14 protein-coding genes are annotated in these 14128 nt (G+C 60.5%); 5 read left to right on the top strand and 9 right to left on the bottom strand.

The features are described from left to right. Positions 1-8: 8 nt before the first annotated feature. From rpsP to B2M20_RS16095, 4 genes are all read right to left on the bottom strand, one after another. Complete coding sequence (gene rpsP, locus B2M20_RS16110) at positions 9-341, bottom strand: 30S ribosomal protein S16 (protein WP_011315978.1); 333 nt, start codon at positions 339-341, stop codon at positions 9-11. A 78-nt stretch (positions 342-419) separates the two neighbouring features. Further along, positions 420-1955 carry a signal recognition particle protein gene (gene ffh, locus B2M20_RS16105; RefSeq protein WP_079448044.1) on the bottom strand — a complete coding sequence of 512 codons (1536 nt, stop codon included), beginning with the start codon at positions 1953-1955 and terminating at the stop codon, positions 420-422. A gap of 335 nt (positions 1956-2290) precedes the next feature. Beyond that, positions 2291-2995, bottom strand: coding sequence for an SIMPL domain-containing protein (locus B2M20_RS16100; protein ID WP_079448134.1), 705 nt, complete (start codon positions 2993-2995; stop codon positions 2291-2293). 8 nt (positions 2996-3003) lie between these two features. Beyond that, entirely contained in the window at positions 3004-3732 is a 729-nt protein-coding gene (locus B2M20_RS16095) for a GyrI-like domain-containing protein (RefSeq protein WP_079448043.1), read from the bottom strand. Between the two features lie 282 nt (positions 3733-4014). Between B2M20_RS16095 and dapF the strand changes: the two genes are divergently transcribed. The 3 genes from dapF to B2M20_RS16080 all read left to right on the top strand — a co-directional run bounded on the left by dapF (position 4015) and on the right by B2M20_RS16080 (position 8100). After that, positions 4015-4887, top strand: a complete 873-nt coding sequence (dapF, locus tag B2M20_RS16090; protein WP_079448042.1) for a diaminopimelate epimerase — start codon at positions 4015-4017, stop codon at positions 4885-4887. Beyond that, positions 4887-6155 (top strand): tRNA (N(6)-L-threonylcarbamoyladenosine(37)-C(2))-methylthiotransferase MtaB, encoded by a 1269-nt coding sequence (mtaB, locus tag B2M20_RS16085; protein ID WP_079448041.1) that lies wholly within the window; start codon positions 4887-4889, stop codon positions 6153-6155. Before dapF ends, mtaB begins: the two co-directional genes overlap by 1 nt. Before the next feature lie 280 nt (positions 6156-6435). Then, entirely contained in the window at positions 6436-8100 is a 1665-nt protein-coding gene (locus B2M20_RS16080) for a CHASE domain-containing protein (protein ID WP_079448040.1), read from the top strand. Positions 8101-8151: 51 nt separating this feature from the next. Here B2M20_RS16080 and B2M20_RS16075 read toward each other — a convergent pair whose 3' ends face one another. Beyond that, the gene (locus B2M20_RS16075) at positions 8152-8697 is read right to left on the bottom strand and encodes a sigma-70 family RNA polymerase sigma factor (protein ID WP_079448039.1); all 546 of its coding nucleotides are present in this window, start codon (positions 8695-8697) and stop codon (positions 8152-8154) included. Continuing rightward, positions 8697-8915 carry a NepR family anti-sigma factor gene (locus tag B2M20_RS16070; protein ID WP_079448133.1) on the bottom strand — a complete coding sequence of 73 codons (219 nt, stop codon included), beginning with the start codon at positions 8913-8915 and terminating at the stop codon, positions 8697-8699. The genes B2M20_RS16075 and B2M20_RS16070 overlap by 1 nt, the downstream gene beginning before the upstream one ends. 238 nt (positions 8916-9153) lie before the next feature. Here B2M20_RS16070 and B2M20_RS16065 point away from each other — a divergent pair, with 238 nt between their 5' ends. Together B2M20_RS16065 and B2M20_RS16060 are read left to right on the top strand one after the other, a co-directional pair. Further along, on the top strand, positions 9154-9960 hold the full coding sequence (locus B2M20_RS16065; RefSeq protein WP_079448038.1) for a response regulator: 807 nt from the start codon (positions 9154-9156) through the stop codon (positions 9958-9960). 213 nt (positions 9961-10173) lie between these two features. After that, positions 10174-10560: a hypothetical protein gene (locus tag B2M20_RS16060; RefSeq protein WP_079448132.1), complete on the top strand. Its 387-nt coding sequence runs from the start codon at positions 10174-10176 to the stop codon at positions 10558-10560. A gap of 36 nt (positions 10561-10596) precedes the next feature. Here B2M20_RS16060 and B2M20_RS16055 read toward each other — a convergent pair whose 3' ends face one another. From B2M20_RS16055 to B2M20_RS16045, 3 genes are all read right to left on the bottom strand, one after another. After that, positions 10597-11034 carry a hypothetical protein gene (locus tag B2M20_RS16055; RefSeq protein ID WP_079448037.1) on the bottom strand — a complete coding sequence of 146 codons (438 nt, stop codon included), beginning with the start codon at positions 11032-11034 and terminating at the stop codon, positions 10597-10599. 98 nt (positions 11035-11132) lie between these two features. Continuing rightward, on the bottom strand, positions 11133-11498 hold the full coding sequence (locus tag B2M20_RS16050; protein WP_079448036.1) for an ElaB/YgaM/YqjD family protein: 366 nt from the start codon (positions 11496-11498) through the stop codon (positions 11133-11135). 250 nt (positions 11499-11748) lie between these two features. Further along, positions 11749-13935: a malate synthase G gene (locus tag B2M20_RS16045; RefSeq protein WP_079448035.1), complete on the bottom strand. Its 2187-nt coding sequence runs from the start codon at positions 13933-13935 to the stop codon at positions 11749-11751. Positions 13936-14128: the final 193 nt, after the last annotated feature.

Here is a 14128-nt window from a genome sequence, read left to right as displayed (position 1 = left end):
CTTCAGCCTCAGGACTTCGCGGCGGCTTCGGCCTGCGCCTTGCGCTCCTTGCGCGGCACGGCCTTCACGGGGTTGTTGCGTGGCGTGCGCTTCTTGACGCCGGCAGCATCAAGGAAACGGGCAACGCGGTCCGACGGCTGCGCGCCCTTGGCGAGCCAGGCCTTGACCTTGTCGAGGTCGAGCTTGAGCCGGTCGGCATTGTCCTTCGGCATCAACGGATTGAAATGACCGAGCCGTTCGATGAAACGGCCATCGCGCGGATAACGCGAATCCGCGGCGACGACATGATAAACCGGCCGCTTTTTGGTGCCGGCACGGGCGAGGCGGATCACGACGGGCATAAGGTTCTCCTTTTGAAGTCTGTCTGGTGAGTTTGTTGTGTCGTTATAGCGTTGGCGAAATGTGTGAAGCCGTTCGTCTCATTTCTTCTTCCGGGGGAAGCCGAGACCGGGCAGCGTCGGCTTGCCGGTCAGTCCGGTGAGGCCGGGAAGATTTGGCAGGCCACCGCGCAATCCGGCCGGCAGATCCTTCGGCAATTGCGGCAGGCCGTCCGCGCCTTTCGGCATTTTCTCCGCAAGCGCTTTCATCTGCTCGGGACTCGGCATGCCGCCGCCGAAGCCCATGGCCTGCGCGATGCCGGCGAGGGGGCCGCGCTTGCCGGTCCCCATCATCTTCATCATGTCGGCCATGCCGCGATGCATCTTGAGGAGCTTGTTGATCTCCTCGACCTTCTGGCCGGCACCGGCGGCGATGCGCCGCTTGCGGCTGGCTTTGAGGATTTCGGGATGCTTGCGCTCCTGCCGTGTCATCGAGTCGATCACGGCGACCTGACGCTTGATGATCCTGTCGTCGAGGCCGGCCGCGGCCATCTGGTTTTTCATCTTTGAGACGCCGGGCATCATGCCCATCAGGCCGGAGATGCCGCCCATTTTGGACATCTGCAGCAACTGCTCGCGCATGTCGTTGAGGTCGAACTGGCCCTTGCGCATCCTTTCGGTGGTGCGCGCGGCCTTTTCGGCATCGATGTTGGCGGAAGCCTTTTCGACCAGCGAGACCACGTCGCCCATGCCGAGGATGCGGCCGGCGATACGCGAGGGATGGAAATCCTCCAGCGCGTCGGTCTTTTCGCCGGTGCCGATCAGCTTGATCGGCTTGCCGGTGACTTGACGCATCGACAGCGCGGCGCCGCCGCGACCGTCGCCGTCGACGCGGGTCAGTACGATGCCGGTGAGGCCGACGCGCTCATCGAACGACCGCGCGAGATTGACCGCATCCTGTCCGGTCAGCGAATCCGCGACTAGCAGCACTTCGTGGGGGTGGGCGGCGGTTTTGATGTTCGCCGCCTCCGACATCATCTCGTCATCGAGCGTGGTGCGGCCGGCGGTGTCGAGCAGCACCACGTCGTAGCCGCCGAGCTTGCCGGCCTCCAGCGCGCGGCGAGCGATCTGCTCAGGTTTTTGCCCTGCGACGATTGGTAGCGTCTTGATGTCGAGATCGCGTCCGAGCACCGCGAGTTGCTCCATCGCCGCCGGACGATAGATGTCGAGCGAGGCCATCAGGACTTTGCGTTTATCCCGCTCGGTCAGCCGCCGCGCCAGTTTAGCGGTTGTGGTGGTCTTGCCCGAGCCTTGCAGGCCGACCATCATGATGATGATCGGCGGCACGGCATTGAGATCGATGGTCTGGCCATCGGAACCGAGCGTGGCGATCAGTTCGTCATGAACGATCTTCACCACCATCTGGCCCGGCGTCACCGACTTAACGACGGTGGCGCCGACCGCCTGTTCGCGGACCTTGTCGGTAAAACTGCGCACCACGTCGAGCGAGACGTCGGCCTCCAGCAGGGCCCGGCGCACCTCGCGCATGGCGGCATCGACATCGGCTTCCGTCAGCGCGCCGCGCCGCGTCAGCCGATCGAGAATGCCGCCGAGCCGTTCCGACAGATTGTCGAACATGCCTGCTTTTCCTTTTTACCTCGCCCTGCTCTTCTGCGGGGAGAGGTCGCCGCGTCTTCACGGCGGTAGGGGACCTAGGTACCGCGCTCAACTCATCCGCGGGATTCGCGGGAGAAAACGCTCACCCCAGAGCTATAGCGTGTTGATTTTTGGCGATCGCCAAAATCAACAGTCATTCCAAAACACAACTACGCCCGAGGGCGCACAGCGCTGTCGGGCGTTGACCTCCGGCCCCTGCGGCCGGTCGGCGGGTCGAAAAGGAAGTCTTTTCGAGAATTCGGGCGGATTTATAGGCACCGGCTTGCCCGAGTCAAGCTGATCGGGCGGGCCACGCCTTATGGCGCCCCCTTGATCTCCCAGGAGACGCCGACCGTCACGCGGAGCGTTTCTTCGCCGGGCGCGATGGCGGCCTCCGCGGCCATCGGCGCCGCAGCACGGCGGTACATCACCGGCACCGCGCTCCCGTGCTCCGCAATGCTGATCGGCCCGCCGAGCGAGACGCCCGCAGCCTTGGCATAGATCTCCGCCTTGCGCCGGGCGTCGACGATCGCCTCGGCCCGCGCGTCGTCGAGCAGCTTCGATGCGTTGGAGACCATGAAATTGATACTGCCGATGTCGTTGGCGCCGGCCGCGGTGACCGCATCGATCACCCCGGCCATTTTGCTGATGTCACGCAGCTTGACGGTGACGCGGTTGGTGGCGCGGTAGCCGGAGAGGACGTTGGATCCCGAGCGATTTTGATTGGTAAATTGTGGCTGCAGCGACAACTGCGAGGTCTGATAGTCTTTTTCGGCGATGCCCGCGCTTTTCAGCGCCGCGAGCACCTTGCCCATGGCGGCATTGTTGGCTTCGAACGCGTCGCGCGCATTCTTGGCGTCGGTCGTGACCCCTGCCTCGATCTGAGCAAGATCGGGCGGCGCGGAGATTGTGGCCTCACCGGTTACCGAGATTGCTGGTGGTGGCACATCGGCTTGCGCGGGCACCGAGATCAAAGCGGCGATAGTAGCAGCGGCGATGGCGAGCTGGATCCGGTTCTGCATGACGGTTCTCATTTCAGCGGGACATAGACATCAATGATCAGATTGTCTTCCTCGGTCTTCAATGGATCGGTCTTGTACTCCTCGATGAAGGTGTCCTTGGCCTCAAGCTTCTTGTCGTCGAGGGTATTCGTAATCGCCTCATAGGTGTTGTCCATGTTGTCGTAGGAGCCGCGATGTACGAACTTCAGCGCCTTGCCCTCCGGTGATTTACCCATGCTGACGTTCTTGGGCAGATCCCTGATCTCTTGATCGAGGGGGATTTCCGCCAGAAACGAGAAGCCGTTATCGTCCGTTGAGGTATAGACGATCATCATGTTGCCGGCAGGCTTGATGCCCTGCTTGTCGAGAACGGCGGCCAGCGACTTGAACGAATCAATGAGCGTCTCGAATGCGTTTTCCCAGGTGGCGTTGTTGCGCAACGTCAGGACGGTCTTCGGGGCCAGCGTATGTTCTTCGCCGAAAGGATCGGCCGTCTGCACGGGCGCGGTCACCGGCGGCTTCGGGGCTTCGGCGGTCGGATTTTTCGGCGTCTGCACTTCGGCAGGGGGCGGGACCGGCGTGGCCGGTGTCGTCGTTCCGGGTGGGGTAGGTGTGGCTGGTGGAGCCTCTGCGGCCGGCGCAGTCGCGCCGGGAGGTGTCGCGGACGGCGTCTCGGCCATCACGGCAGAGAGCCCGAACATCAAGGTCGCTGGGATCATTGCGATCGCGAATCGGCAAAAAGGGCGGGGGCGATTCATTGGTAGGGTCTCCCTGGTCGTGCTGACCGATGTCCGCGAGACCCGGTCCTTAGCCGCTGTTACGGGCTGACTTATTACGATGCTTAACACGCGACGCTGACGTTCATCCCATGACAGAACAAAACAGATATGTCATGCCGCATCGTGGCGGGTGTGGGGCGCCGACACGGATTTGCGTTAGCGATGGCGGTCGTGAGTGACACTGGTCAACCGGCGCGCATTCGCCATATAAAGTCGCGGAAGGCGGATGCCGGAAAATGAACGCCGGAAACTGGAAAACCAATGGGCGCGCTCGCAAATCATGCTTTCAGCAAGATGAATGGGATCGGCAACGAGATCGTCGTTGTCGATCTTCGCGACAGCTCCGCCGCGGTCTCGGCCGAGGAGGCGCGTGCTGTCGCATCACCGGCGGGCGTTCCCTATGATCAATTGATGGTTCTGCAGCCCCCGCGGACATCGGGCACCGAGGCCTTCGTTCGCATCTACAATAATGATGGCTCGGAAGCCAATGCGTGCGGCAACGGCATGCGCTGTGTGGCGCGCCAGATCTTCGAGGCGACAGGTAAGGCCGCGCTGACCTTCGAAACGCGCGCCGGTCTTTTGAACTGCTGGCGAGACTCCGCGCCTGGTCTCTACACCGTCGACATGGGATCGCCAAAATTCGACTGGAGGGACATTCCGCTCGCCGAGGAATTCCGCGATACCCGCTATATCGAGTTACAAATTGGGCCGATCGACGCACCGGTGCTTCATTCGCCGTCCGTGGTTAGCATGGGTAATCCCCACGCGATCTTCTGGGTCGACGACATCGATGTCTACGATCTCGCCCGTTTCGGGCCGCTGCTGGAAAACCATCCGGTCTTTCCCGAGCGCGCCAACATCACGCTGGCGCATATCGTAGATCGCGATCACATCACGATGCGGACCTGGGAGCGGGGCGCGGGCCTGACGAAGGCTTGCGGTTCGGCTGCCTGCGCAACGGCGGTGGCGGCGGTGCGGCTCAAGCGGGCCAATCGCATCGTCCATGTCGCGCTTCCCGGCGGCAGCCTGACCGTCGAATGGCGCGAGCGCGACGATCATGTGCTGATGACCGGTCCGGCCGTATTCGAATATGAAGGTACCTTCGATCCGGCGCTGTTCGCGTCGGTGGCCTAATGTCAGTCGACGTCATTACCTTCGGCTGCCGGCTCAACGCCTTTGAATCCGAAGTCATCCGTCGCAACGCGGAAGATGCTGGCCTTGACGAGGTCGTCATCATCAACAGTTGCGCCGTGACCAACGAGGCAGTGGCGCAAACACGGCAATCGATCCGCCGCTTGAGGCGCGAGCGACCTTCGGCGCGCATCGTCGTCACCGGATGCGCCGCGCAGATAGAGCCGGCGATGTTCGCGCAGATGGCCGAGGTCGATCGCGTGATTGGCAACGATGACAAAATGCGGAGTGAGGCGTGGCGTGCCGCACAGGTCGCATTAGCCGCGCCTGATGTGGAAATCACGGCCGAGAAGAAAATCGCGGTGGCCGATATCATGGCGGTGACCGAGATGGCGCCGCATCTCGTCGATGGCTTTCAAGGCGGACTGCCGCGCGCTTTTGTGCAGGTACAGAACGGCTGCGATCATCGCTGCACCTTCTGCATCATTCCCTTCGGGCGCGGCAATTCCCGCTCGGTGCCGATGGACGCGGTCGTCGATCAGGTCCGCGCGTTCGTCGAGGCCGGTCACGCCGAGATCGTGTTGACCGGTGTCGATCTCACAAGTTATGGCGCCGATCTTCCGAGCGGAACGCGGCTGGGCGGGCTGGTAAAACAGATCCTGCGACACGTGCCGGAGATCAGGCGGCTCCGAATCTCGTCGATCGATTCGATCGAGGCGGATCGCGATTTGCTGGATGTCATCGCGAACGAGGAGCGGTTGATGCCGCATTTGCATCTCTCGCTGCAATCCGGAGACGACATGATCCTGAAGCGGATGAAGCGGCGGCATTCGCGCCGCGATGCCATCGATTTCTGCGCGCAGGTGCGGCGGCTGAGGCCGGAAGTCGCCTTCGGTGCCGACATCATCGCCGGCTTTCCGACTGAGACCGACGACATGTTCGCGCGGTCGCTGGACCTCGTTGCCGAATGTGATCTCACCTTCCTGCATGTGTTTCCATATTCGTCGCGGCCGGGGACGCCTGCGGCACGGATGCCGCCGGTCGCGGCCGAGGTGATCAGGGATCGCGCCAGGCAGTTGCGGGCGGCGGCGAGCGCGGCGCTGCGGCGGCGGCTCGCGGCGGAGGTCGGCGCGACGCGCCGAGTGCTGATCGAAAGCGCCATCCAAGGCCGTACCGAGCATTTTCTGCCGGTCGCAATTGTGGGAGCCGAGCCCGGCACCGTGCAAATGATGAGATTTTCAGGGCACGATGGTACTCGGCTGCTGCCTTGATCTTGTTTCCCCAGAAAACGATTTGGATCACTGAGCCTCGCGCCTCCCGGAGAGGCGCATCGCCACAGACGAATGAGGGCGAACGGACCTTTCATCATAGTGAGTAGAACGGTCGGCTGGCCGGATTCCGTTAACGATCGTTCCCGGCTTTTGCAACTGGAGGCGGAACCATGCTGGCGCGGCACGATTGATGTGATGCATCGTCAGGGCGGGACGCTGCTGTTAATGGTGAGACCGGCCAATGTTGCGAATGGTTATTTCCTGATCTCCGGGTAGGCGCGTGGTTCGGCTGGGTTTCGTCATTGGGTTCGTCGCCGTCATCGGAATTTTTCTTTCCGGTCTTGCGGCATGGCGGGCTCATGATCAGGAGTTGGCGATCGACAACATTGCGCTGTCGCGCGCGATCGATGTCCACGCCAGTCTGGTTCAGGAGCGTCTCATCGAACGAGAGCTTTTGGCGCGTGTCGCCTCGGGGCTGTTCCGGTCGCCATCCGCGGTGCAGGCCAACATGCTCCACCCATTGCGTGCTTCGATCTATGCCTTCAAGACTGATTTTGTCATTGCCTGGTGGGTCGCATGTCTTGAGCCGAGCGAATTTCCGCAGGCTCATGATGTCCTGGCGGCGGCTGGATTTCCAGATTCCCAAATCCGGAGTTTTGACGACACCCCGCGCGATCTGCGGTCGCTCGACAAACCGATCGACGTAATAATGGATGTCGAACCCCAAGACGCGCAAACCACCGGCTTCTTGGGCCGCTCGCTCGATCAGCATCCGATCTTGGGGCCGATGTTCGCCCGAGCAATGCAAACCAAGACTTCCGTCGTATCGGATCCGCTCAATCTGATGGGGCGGAACGGGCCGATCGGGCTGGTCATCGCAACACCGGTTTTCCAGGAGGAAAGCGAGACAGCCGCCGGCTTTGTTACGTTCTCCTATAAACTGGCATCCTTGATGCTGACGAATGATGAGCTGTCGCTATTTTCCGTCGTCCTGAAAGATCCGCGCAACCCGGGCTCGGAATTGATTGCCGACGATAGCGGCAATGTCACCTCGCGTCTCGGGTGGGGGGCTAATCCCGTTCCGATGGTGCTCCGGACGGTGACCTTCGGCGGCAGGGACTGGTCGCTTGGCTATTACCCGAAAGTGAATGCCATGCACCGCGCGCAAAAACTGGCCGCGGTGGTGGCCGCGATCGGTCTTGCGTTGACAAGCATCATTTGCGGACTGTTCGGATATGTCGCCTATAATAATTTGCGGTTGAGCCGGGAGATTCAGGTTCGGATCGGCTTCGAGCGGCGATTGACCGCCGTCATCGATGAACTCAATCACCGTGTCAAAAACATTCTCGCAGTGATTCAATCGATCGTCACGCGTACGCTGCGGCACGGGTCCGACATCGAAGTCGCCCGAGAATTGCTGATTGGCCGGATCCATGCCATGTCCAATGTGGTTTCGCTGCTTAGCGAGAGCCAGTGGCAGGGCGTCAAACTGAGGGGATTGTTCGAGGCTCGCGCCATCCCTCACGTCGACCGCATCGCGATCCATGGTCCTGATATCACGGTCAGCGCGCGGGCGGCTCAGAGTCTCTCATTGCTGTTCTTCGAGCTGGCATCGCATTCCGACGAGGGACTCTCGCTGGTCGGCAAGCATCCGAATATTGTAGTGCATTGGGGGATCGAGGGCGAGGCCGACAAGGCGCTGTTTCATTTTCGGTGGGAAGAATTCAACACCAGTGCGGCGACAAGACGCGAGGATAGCGATTTTGGCATCATTCTGCTGGATCGCGTTGCGCCGGAGGCGCTGGGCGGCGTCTCCAAGCGGTACTTTACCGAGGTGAGCTATGTCTATGAACTCGCCGCTCCCATGGACACCGTCGTGGATTTGACCGAGCGAGATCGTACGATGCAGATTTCGAACCCAGCAAGTTCGACAAGCTCCGAATGAGCGGCGACCGCCGCCACTACCGCTCTCGGCCATTTGGATGCGCGGCGAGAATTATCGGCCGTTGCCGATTACGGCCCTGACGGTGTCGTCGGGTCCAAAATCCTCCGTGCCCTCGACATAAAGCAGGGCGCTCAGCTTCGATCGCGCGCGGTTGACGCGACTCTTGATGGTGCCGACTGCGCATCCGCAGATCTTCGCGGCATCCTCGTAGGAAAATCCCGAAGCCCCCACGAGGATCAAAGCCTCTCGCTGGTCCTGCGGCAATTTATCTAGCGCCGCCCTAAATTCTTCGAACTCCAGGTGAGCATTCTGGCTTGGCTGCGATTTCAGCGTTTTCGCATAGTTGCCATCTGAATCCTCGACCTCCCGCCGCCGCTTGCGATAGTCGGAGCGGAACAGGTTGCGAAGGATCGTGAACAGCCATGCCGGAAGGTTCGATCCTGGCTGAAATGAATCGATATTAGCAAGTGCGCGGAGCAGCGTTTCCTGCACGAGGTCGTCGGCTCGATCGCCATTTCCGCTTAACGAAATCGCAAAAGCGCGTAAGTTCGGCACCGATGCCAGAATTTCCTCGCGTAATGAATCTGTGAGAGGCATTAGTCCCTCCCGTCATTTTTTGCATCGAGATCGCCCGTTGGGGTTATGTGTGGTTTCCCGGGCTCAGATGCATCGAGCTTTCGAATTAATTCGGCAAACCGGTCGGGAACACCCTGCCTCACGACGTCGTCATACATGGCGCGAAGCTGATGGCCGATTCGGGATTGAATCTCGGCGTTGAGGCCGTCTTTGGCGGGTGATGGCTTTGAATCTTTCATGACTTCGCGCCCGAGTTTCAAGATATTGAAAATACTGGAAATTCCTGTATTTCGCGCCGCTTCCACGGACCTCGTATGAAAGCCTAATTCAATGATGATGCGAAAGTTCCGGGTCCGGGGAACTTTTGTGATGCTCGGGAGTAAATACGCGAGGGGGACCGGGATGCGGCGTTTGCAGTGCTTACGCCGGACGGTTTGTGGTCCCGAGCATGAGTTATCTCGAGAAGGATGGACGGGAATGTTTCGATCACAGGTCGTTGCTGAACATTTGCCGCTTTTGCGCCGTTATGCACGCGCCCTGACAGGAAGCCAGGCGTCTGGCGACGCCTATGTCGGCGCCATGTTAGAGGCGCTGCTTCAGGATCCGACGCTGCTTGACGAACAGCACGGGCCGCGCGCCGGCCTGTTCCGGCTGTTCACACGAATCTGGAATTCAGTCTCGATCAACGGAGGCGCCGACGAGGTGCCGACGCTCGCGCCGACAGAGCGCCGGTTGACGAATATCACCCCGCTTCCACGTCAGGCTTTCCTGCTGCTGTCGCTGGAAGGTTTTTCGGAGGAAGAGGCTGCGTTTGTTCTGGAGGTCGACGTCGCTGAAGTCCGCAAGCTGAGTGGTATCGCCGGCCGCGAAATGGCGGCGGAAATCGCAACGGACGTCCTCATTATCGAGGACGAGACGTTTATTGCGATGGATCTGGAAAGTCTCGTCAAAAATCTAGGACACCGTGTGATCGGTGTTGCACGTACCCACGCCGATGCGATCGCCCTCGCCAAGACCAAGGAGCCGGGCCTCATTCTGGCCGATATTCAACTCGCTGACGGCAGTTCGGGATTGGACGCTGTCAACGAACTTTTGCGCGTGGTCGAGGTGCCCGTTGTCTTCATAACAGCCTATCCCGAACGCTTTCTGACCGGCGAGCGGCCCGAACCGGCGTTCCTCATCTCCAAACCGTTTCAACCCGCCATGGTTTCGGCAGTAGCCAGTCAGGCGCTGTTCTTCCAGCGTAATTCGCGCAATCGCGAGCCTCGTGCCGCTGCGTCGTGACATGGTAACAACCGCGGAAGGACGCGGCTGATTTATCACGACATCGTATCGCCGGTCGATCCGAAGAATCGGCGGTCAAGGCAACGCGGGTGCTGACAAGCGTTCCGCCCCTGCTTTTTTCTCAAAACATCAGTGAACGAAGTCTGCCGACCGGCGTTGTTGCTGGCGGTTCAGATCCGCGAGCGCGATAGCTTGAGGAAAGAGGCGACAACGATGTTTCAGACATCCGCAGGATTTCTCGCCGGTCTGGCGGCGACCCTGTCATTGGGCGCGGTGCATCTTGAGTCAGGCCATCAGGCGGCCAGCCCCGACGCGAATGCCGCGGTCTATCGAGCCGTCAAGTCCGATCTCGGCATTGTCCCATCTCCACACGCCATCGGCCGCACCATTTCCATTAGGATGGAAAGCCTGCCGCGTATGTCAATCGTATTCCGGATTCCGAGAAGTCCTGGTCGGGAAGTGAACGATCACACGACCACGAAGCAAGATTCGCATCATGCGCCCGCGATGCAAGTCAAGCGAACGATCGCATGCGAACCGGTGGTGAGTATGCTGACGGACGTGGCAAAACAGCTTCAACCGGGTCGCTGCGTGACATGAGGGTTGCCGTCAGAAACTCAGTTTCCTGGGCGAACACTACTCCCCGTTATCAGTCCCGTCATCGCGGTTACGTCCCCGAGCGAACAGTCCGAGCGCCAGACCGCCGACGGCCAGGATCGGAATCAGCTTCTTCACGCCGACTGCGCGCGCCAGCTGAAGTCCCGCCGCCACGACCATCGGGTCGGCGAGAAAGTTCTGCGTCGCGGCTTTAGCTTGCTGTGCCGCTCGTTTCTTGGCGGCCTTTCGTCGAATCACTAACGTTACGACTGCGATCAAAGTGATTAGCGAGAAAATCGCTGCCCCGCTCAGACACGCTTCGATCAAGCCGTAGTTTTGATAAACAAAGACAAACGCGGCTGCGCAAAGGAACACGATCGTGACAAAGGCCGCAAACGCAGCCACCAGGGCCAGGCACGTCAGCCGCATAGCACTGCCTGCGCTTTCCTTGAAGTCATCGATTGTCCGCTGAAACATTCAACGCCTCATCTGAAACGAAATTATCTATTGAAACCATTGGCGCGATCGGCCGGGTGCGGGCCGATCGGCAGAATTTGATGGATACGTCTAGACGGTCATCGACGCCACGTGACGCCGATCAGAAATCCCAGACCCACTGCGAGGCCCACTGTCGCGAGGGGGCGCTGCTGGATGGCCTCTTCCAGGGTGTCCTCGATGGTCGTGACGGCGCTTTGCGCAGCGTCAAGGGCTGCATTGCCGCGATCGGAGACTTCGGAGAGAACGGAATCGACATTCGCCCTCGCCTGCCTATACCCACGGCGGGCCTGCTTCTTGGCGGAGCCGGTCAGCGTATTGAGCGCGTCCGAGACTTGATCAGCCAATGCAGTGATCTCGTTCTTTACGGCTGATAAGTCTTTCTCGAGCCTGTCGTAGGTCGCTTTGTCGGTCAGGTTTTTTATCACATCGCCATCGCTCGCCATCCAACGCTCCTGAAAACTGAGGAATATGAACCCCAACGTGCTGTTGCGGCTAAAGTTCCGCGACGAGGCTGGCGGTCATGGGCAACGGATCGGGCGAGGTTTTGTTAGGAAGGTCTGACCTTAACGGCGTTCCGACTCCAGCCGACTCGTTTAGTTGGAGCAGACGACCGGATCGAAAGGTATGGATCGGCCTGCCAATATCGGCGTGCAACTGACGCGACCAGTGAGCTGCCCCGGGAGACCCGCCAGGTCATTCGCAGGATCGTACAGTCAATCCAACGCGCTCCATCTTGGCCTCGCGCCGCCGTTCGGTCAGGATGTATTCGGTATATCCGTTTGGCTGCTCGCGGCCCTTGAACACCAGATCGCAGGCCGCCTTGAAAGCCACGCTGTCGAAATTCGGAGCCATTGGCTTGTAGAGAGGATCGCCTGCGTTTTGTTCGTCAACGATGACGGCCATGCGCTTGAGCGAGTCCATCACCTGATCGCTGGTGACGACGCCATGATGCAGCCAGTTCGCCAAATGCTGACTGGAAATCCGCAGCGTGGCGCGATCTTCCATCAGGCCGACGTCGTGGATGTCCGGTACCTTCGAGCAGCCCACGCCCTGATCGATCCAGCGCACCACATAGCCGAGAATGCCCTGACAGTTATTGTCGATTTCCTGCTTCACGTCTTCGGGCGCCCAGTTCGAATGAGATACCGGGATAGTGAGGAGATCGGATAGCCTGGCGCGCCGCCCGCTTGCCTCCAGTTCCTGCTGGCGCCTTGGCACGTCAATCTGATGGTAGTGCAAGGCGTGCAGCGTCGCCGCGGTCGGCGACGGTACCCATGCGGTGGTGGCGCCCGCTTGCGGGTGACTGATTTTCTGCACCAGCATGTCCGCCATCCTGTCGGGCGCTGCCCACATGCCCTTGCCGATCTGAGCATGGCCGGGCAGGCCATCGATCAGGCCGATGTCGACATTCCAGTCCTCATAGGCCTTGATCCATGGCTGCGCCTTCATCTCGCCTTTGCGGATCACCGGGCCCGCTTCCATCGAGGTGTGAATCTCGTCCCCGGTGCGGTCGAGAAAACCTGTATTGATGAAGCAGATGCGTTTCGATGCGGCCTGGATGCAGGCTTTGAGGTTGACCGTGGTGCGGCGTTCCTCGTCCATAATGCCGATCTTGAGCGTGTTCTCCCGCAATCCGAGCATCGTCTCGACGCGGGCGAACAATTCGCAGGTCAGCGCTACCTCGTCGGGGCCGTGCATCTTCGGCTTGACCAGGTAGACCGAGCCGCTACGGGTGTTCCGCGTCTTCGAAACTCCATTGAGATCATGAATTGCGAGCAGCCCTGACACCGCTGCGTCAAGCAGGCCTTCCGGAATCTCTGCGCCGCTCTGGTCGAGCACCGCGTCGGTGAACATGTGGTGACCGACGTTGCGGATCAAAAGCAGGCTGCGCCCGTGCAGCGTGAGTTGCCCGCCGTCCGGCGCGGTGTAGACGCGGTCGGCGTTGAGGGCGCGGGTGACGGTCTTGCGACCCTTTTCAAAAGTGTCGGTGAGGGTGCCGTTCATCAGGCCGAGCGTGTTGCGATACACCAGAACCTTGTCGTCGGCATCGACAGTGGCGACGCTATCCTCCATGTCGAGAATGGTGCTGATGGCAGCCTCGATGATCACGTCGGCGACGCCGGCGGGATCATCCTTGCCGATGGGGTGGACGCGGTCGACCTGGATATCGATGTGCAGACCGTGATTAACGAGCAGGATCGCGGATGGAGTACGCGCATCGCCCTGGTAGCCCGCAAACTGCGACTCCCTCATCAGACCGGTCGTGTCGCCGTTTTTGAGTTTGACCGACAGCTGTCCGTTGAACACGCTGTAGCCTGCGACGTCAGCATGAGCGCCATTCGAAAGCGGTGCTGCCGAATCGAGGAAAGCCTTTGCCTTCGCAATCACCTTGCTGCCGCGCGCCCTGTCATAGCCTTTGGCCTCGTCGGCCTCGTGCGCAATGGCGTCGGTGCCATACAGCGCATCGTAGAGGCTGCCCCAGCGCGCATTTGCGGCGTTTAGCGCGTAGCGCGCATTGGTCAGCGGCACCACCAGTTGCGGGCCGCAGATTTTTCCGATCTCGTCATCGACATTGGCGGTCTCGACCCGCCGCGTCTCCGGCTCTGGTTGCAGATAGCCGATCTCCGTCAGGAACGCCGTATAGGCGCCCATGTCGAACGGCGTGCCTTTACTGGCGCGATGCCATCCGTCGATCTTCGCCTGTAGTGAATCGCGCACCGCGAGCAACTCGCGGTTTCTCGGTCCGAGATCGCGGACGATGGCGGCAAGTCCGGCCCAGAACGCATCGGGCGTAACGCCGGTCCGCGGCGTCGCTTCCTCGGCGACAAAATCGAACAGGACAGGCGCGATCTTCAGTCCGTGGGCGTCAATTCTGGTCATGTCGACGGACTTCTCGCGAGAAACGGCTGCGCTGTTTCAAGGCCGGGTCGTCGCCCAATTACGGGCGCTGGACCGTTATTTAGCGCCAAAGCCGGCGCCGTGAGAAGCCCTTCACACGAGTTGAATAGTCTTAGGGCCTTTCCGCTTCTGATGGAGCCAGAAGCGGAACTCTACGATTTTGATCTGACACATT

This window comes from Nitrobacter vulgaris (genome assembly GCF_002028545.1).
Classification (GTDB): domain Bacteria; phylum Pseudomonadota; class Alphaproteobacteria; order Rhizobiales; family Xanthobacteraceae; genus Nitrobacter; species Nitrobacter vulgaris.
The sequence above is the reverse complement of the archived record's forward strand: the minus strand, read 5'-3'. Positions and strand labels throughout refer to the sequence as shown.

Bases quoted from the DNA above. Each gene is read 5' to 3' on its own strand.
- B2M20_RS16050 (WP_079448036.1), bottom strand. From the start codon at position 11,498: ATGGCGAGCGATGGCGATGTGATAAAAAACCTGACCGACAAAGCGACC.
- B2M20_RS16100 (WP_079448134.1), bottom strand. From the start codon at position 2,995: ATGCAGAACCGGATCCAGCTCGCCATCGCCGCTGCTACTATCGCCGCT.
- mtaB (WP_079448041.1), top strand. From the start codon at position 4,887: ATGTCAGTCGACGTCATTACCTTCGGCTGCCGGCTCAACGCCTTTGAA.
- rpsP (WP_011315978.1), bottom strand. From the start codon at position 341: ATGCCCGTCGTGATCCGCCTCGCCCGTGCCGGCACCAAAAAGCGGCCG.
- dapF (WP_079448042.1), top strand. From the start codon at position 4,015: ATGGGCGCGCTCGCAAATCATGCTTTCAGCAAGATGAATGGGATCGGC.
- B2M20_RS16065 (WP_079448038.1), top strand. From the start codon at position 9,154: ATGTTTCGATCACAGGTCGTTGCTGAACATTTGCCGCTTTTGCGCCGT.
- B2M20_RS16095 (WP_079448043.1), bottom strand. From the start codon at position 3,732: ATGAATCGCCCCCGCCCTTTTTGCCGATTCGCGATCGCAATGATCCCA.
- B2M20_RS16075 (WP_079448039.1), bottom strand. From the start codon at position 8,697: ATGCCTCTCACAGATTCATTACGCGAGGAAATTCTGGCATCGGTGCCG.
- B2M20_RS16055 (WP_079448037.1), bottom strand. From the start codon at position 11,034: ATGTTTCAGCGGACAATCGATGACTTCAAGGAAAGCGCAGGCAGTGCT.
- ffh (WP_079448044.1), bottom strand. From the start codon at position 1,955: ATGTTCGACAATCTGTCGGAACGGCTCGGCGGCATTCTCGATCGGCTG.
- B2M20_RS16070 (WP_079448133.1), bottom strand. From the start codon at position 8,915: ATGAAAGATTCAAAGCCATCACCCGCCAAAGACGGCCTCAACGCCGAG.
- B2M20_RS16060 (WP_079448132.1), top strand. From the start codon at position 10,174: ATGTTTCAGACATCCGCAGGATTTCTCGCCGGTCTGGCGGCGACCCTG.
- B2M20_RS16045 (WP_079448035.1), bottom strand. From the start codon at position 13,935: ATGACCAGAATTGACGCCCACGGACTGAAGATCGCGCCTGTCCTGTTC.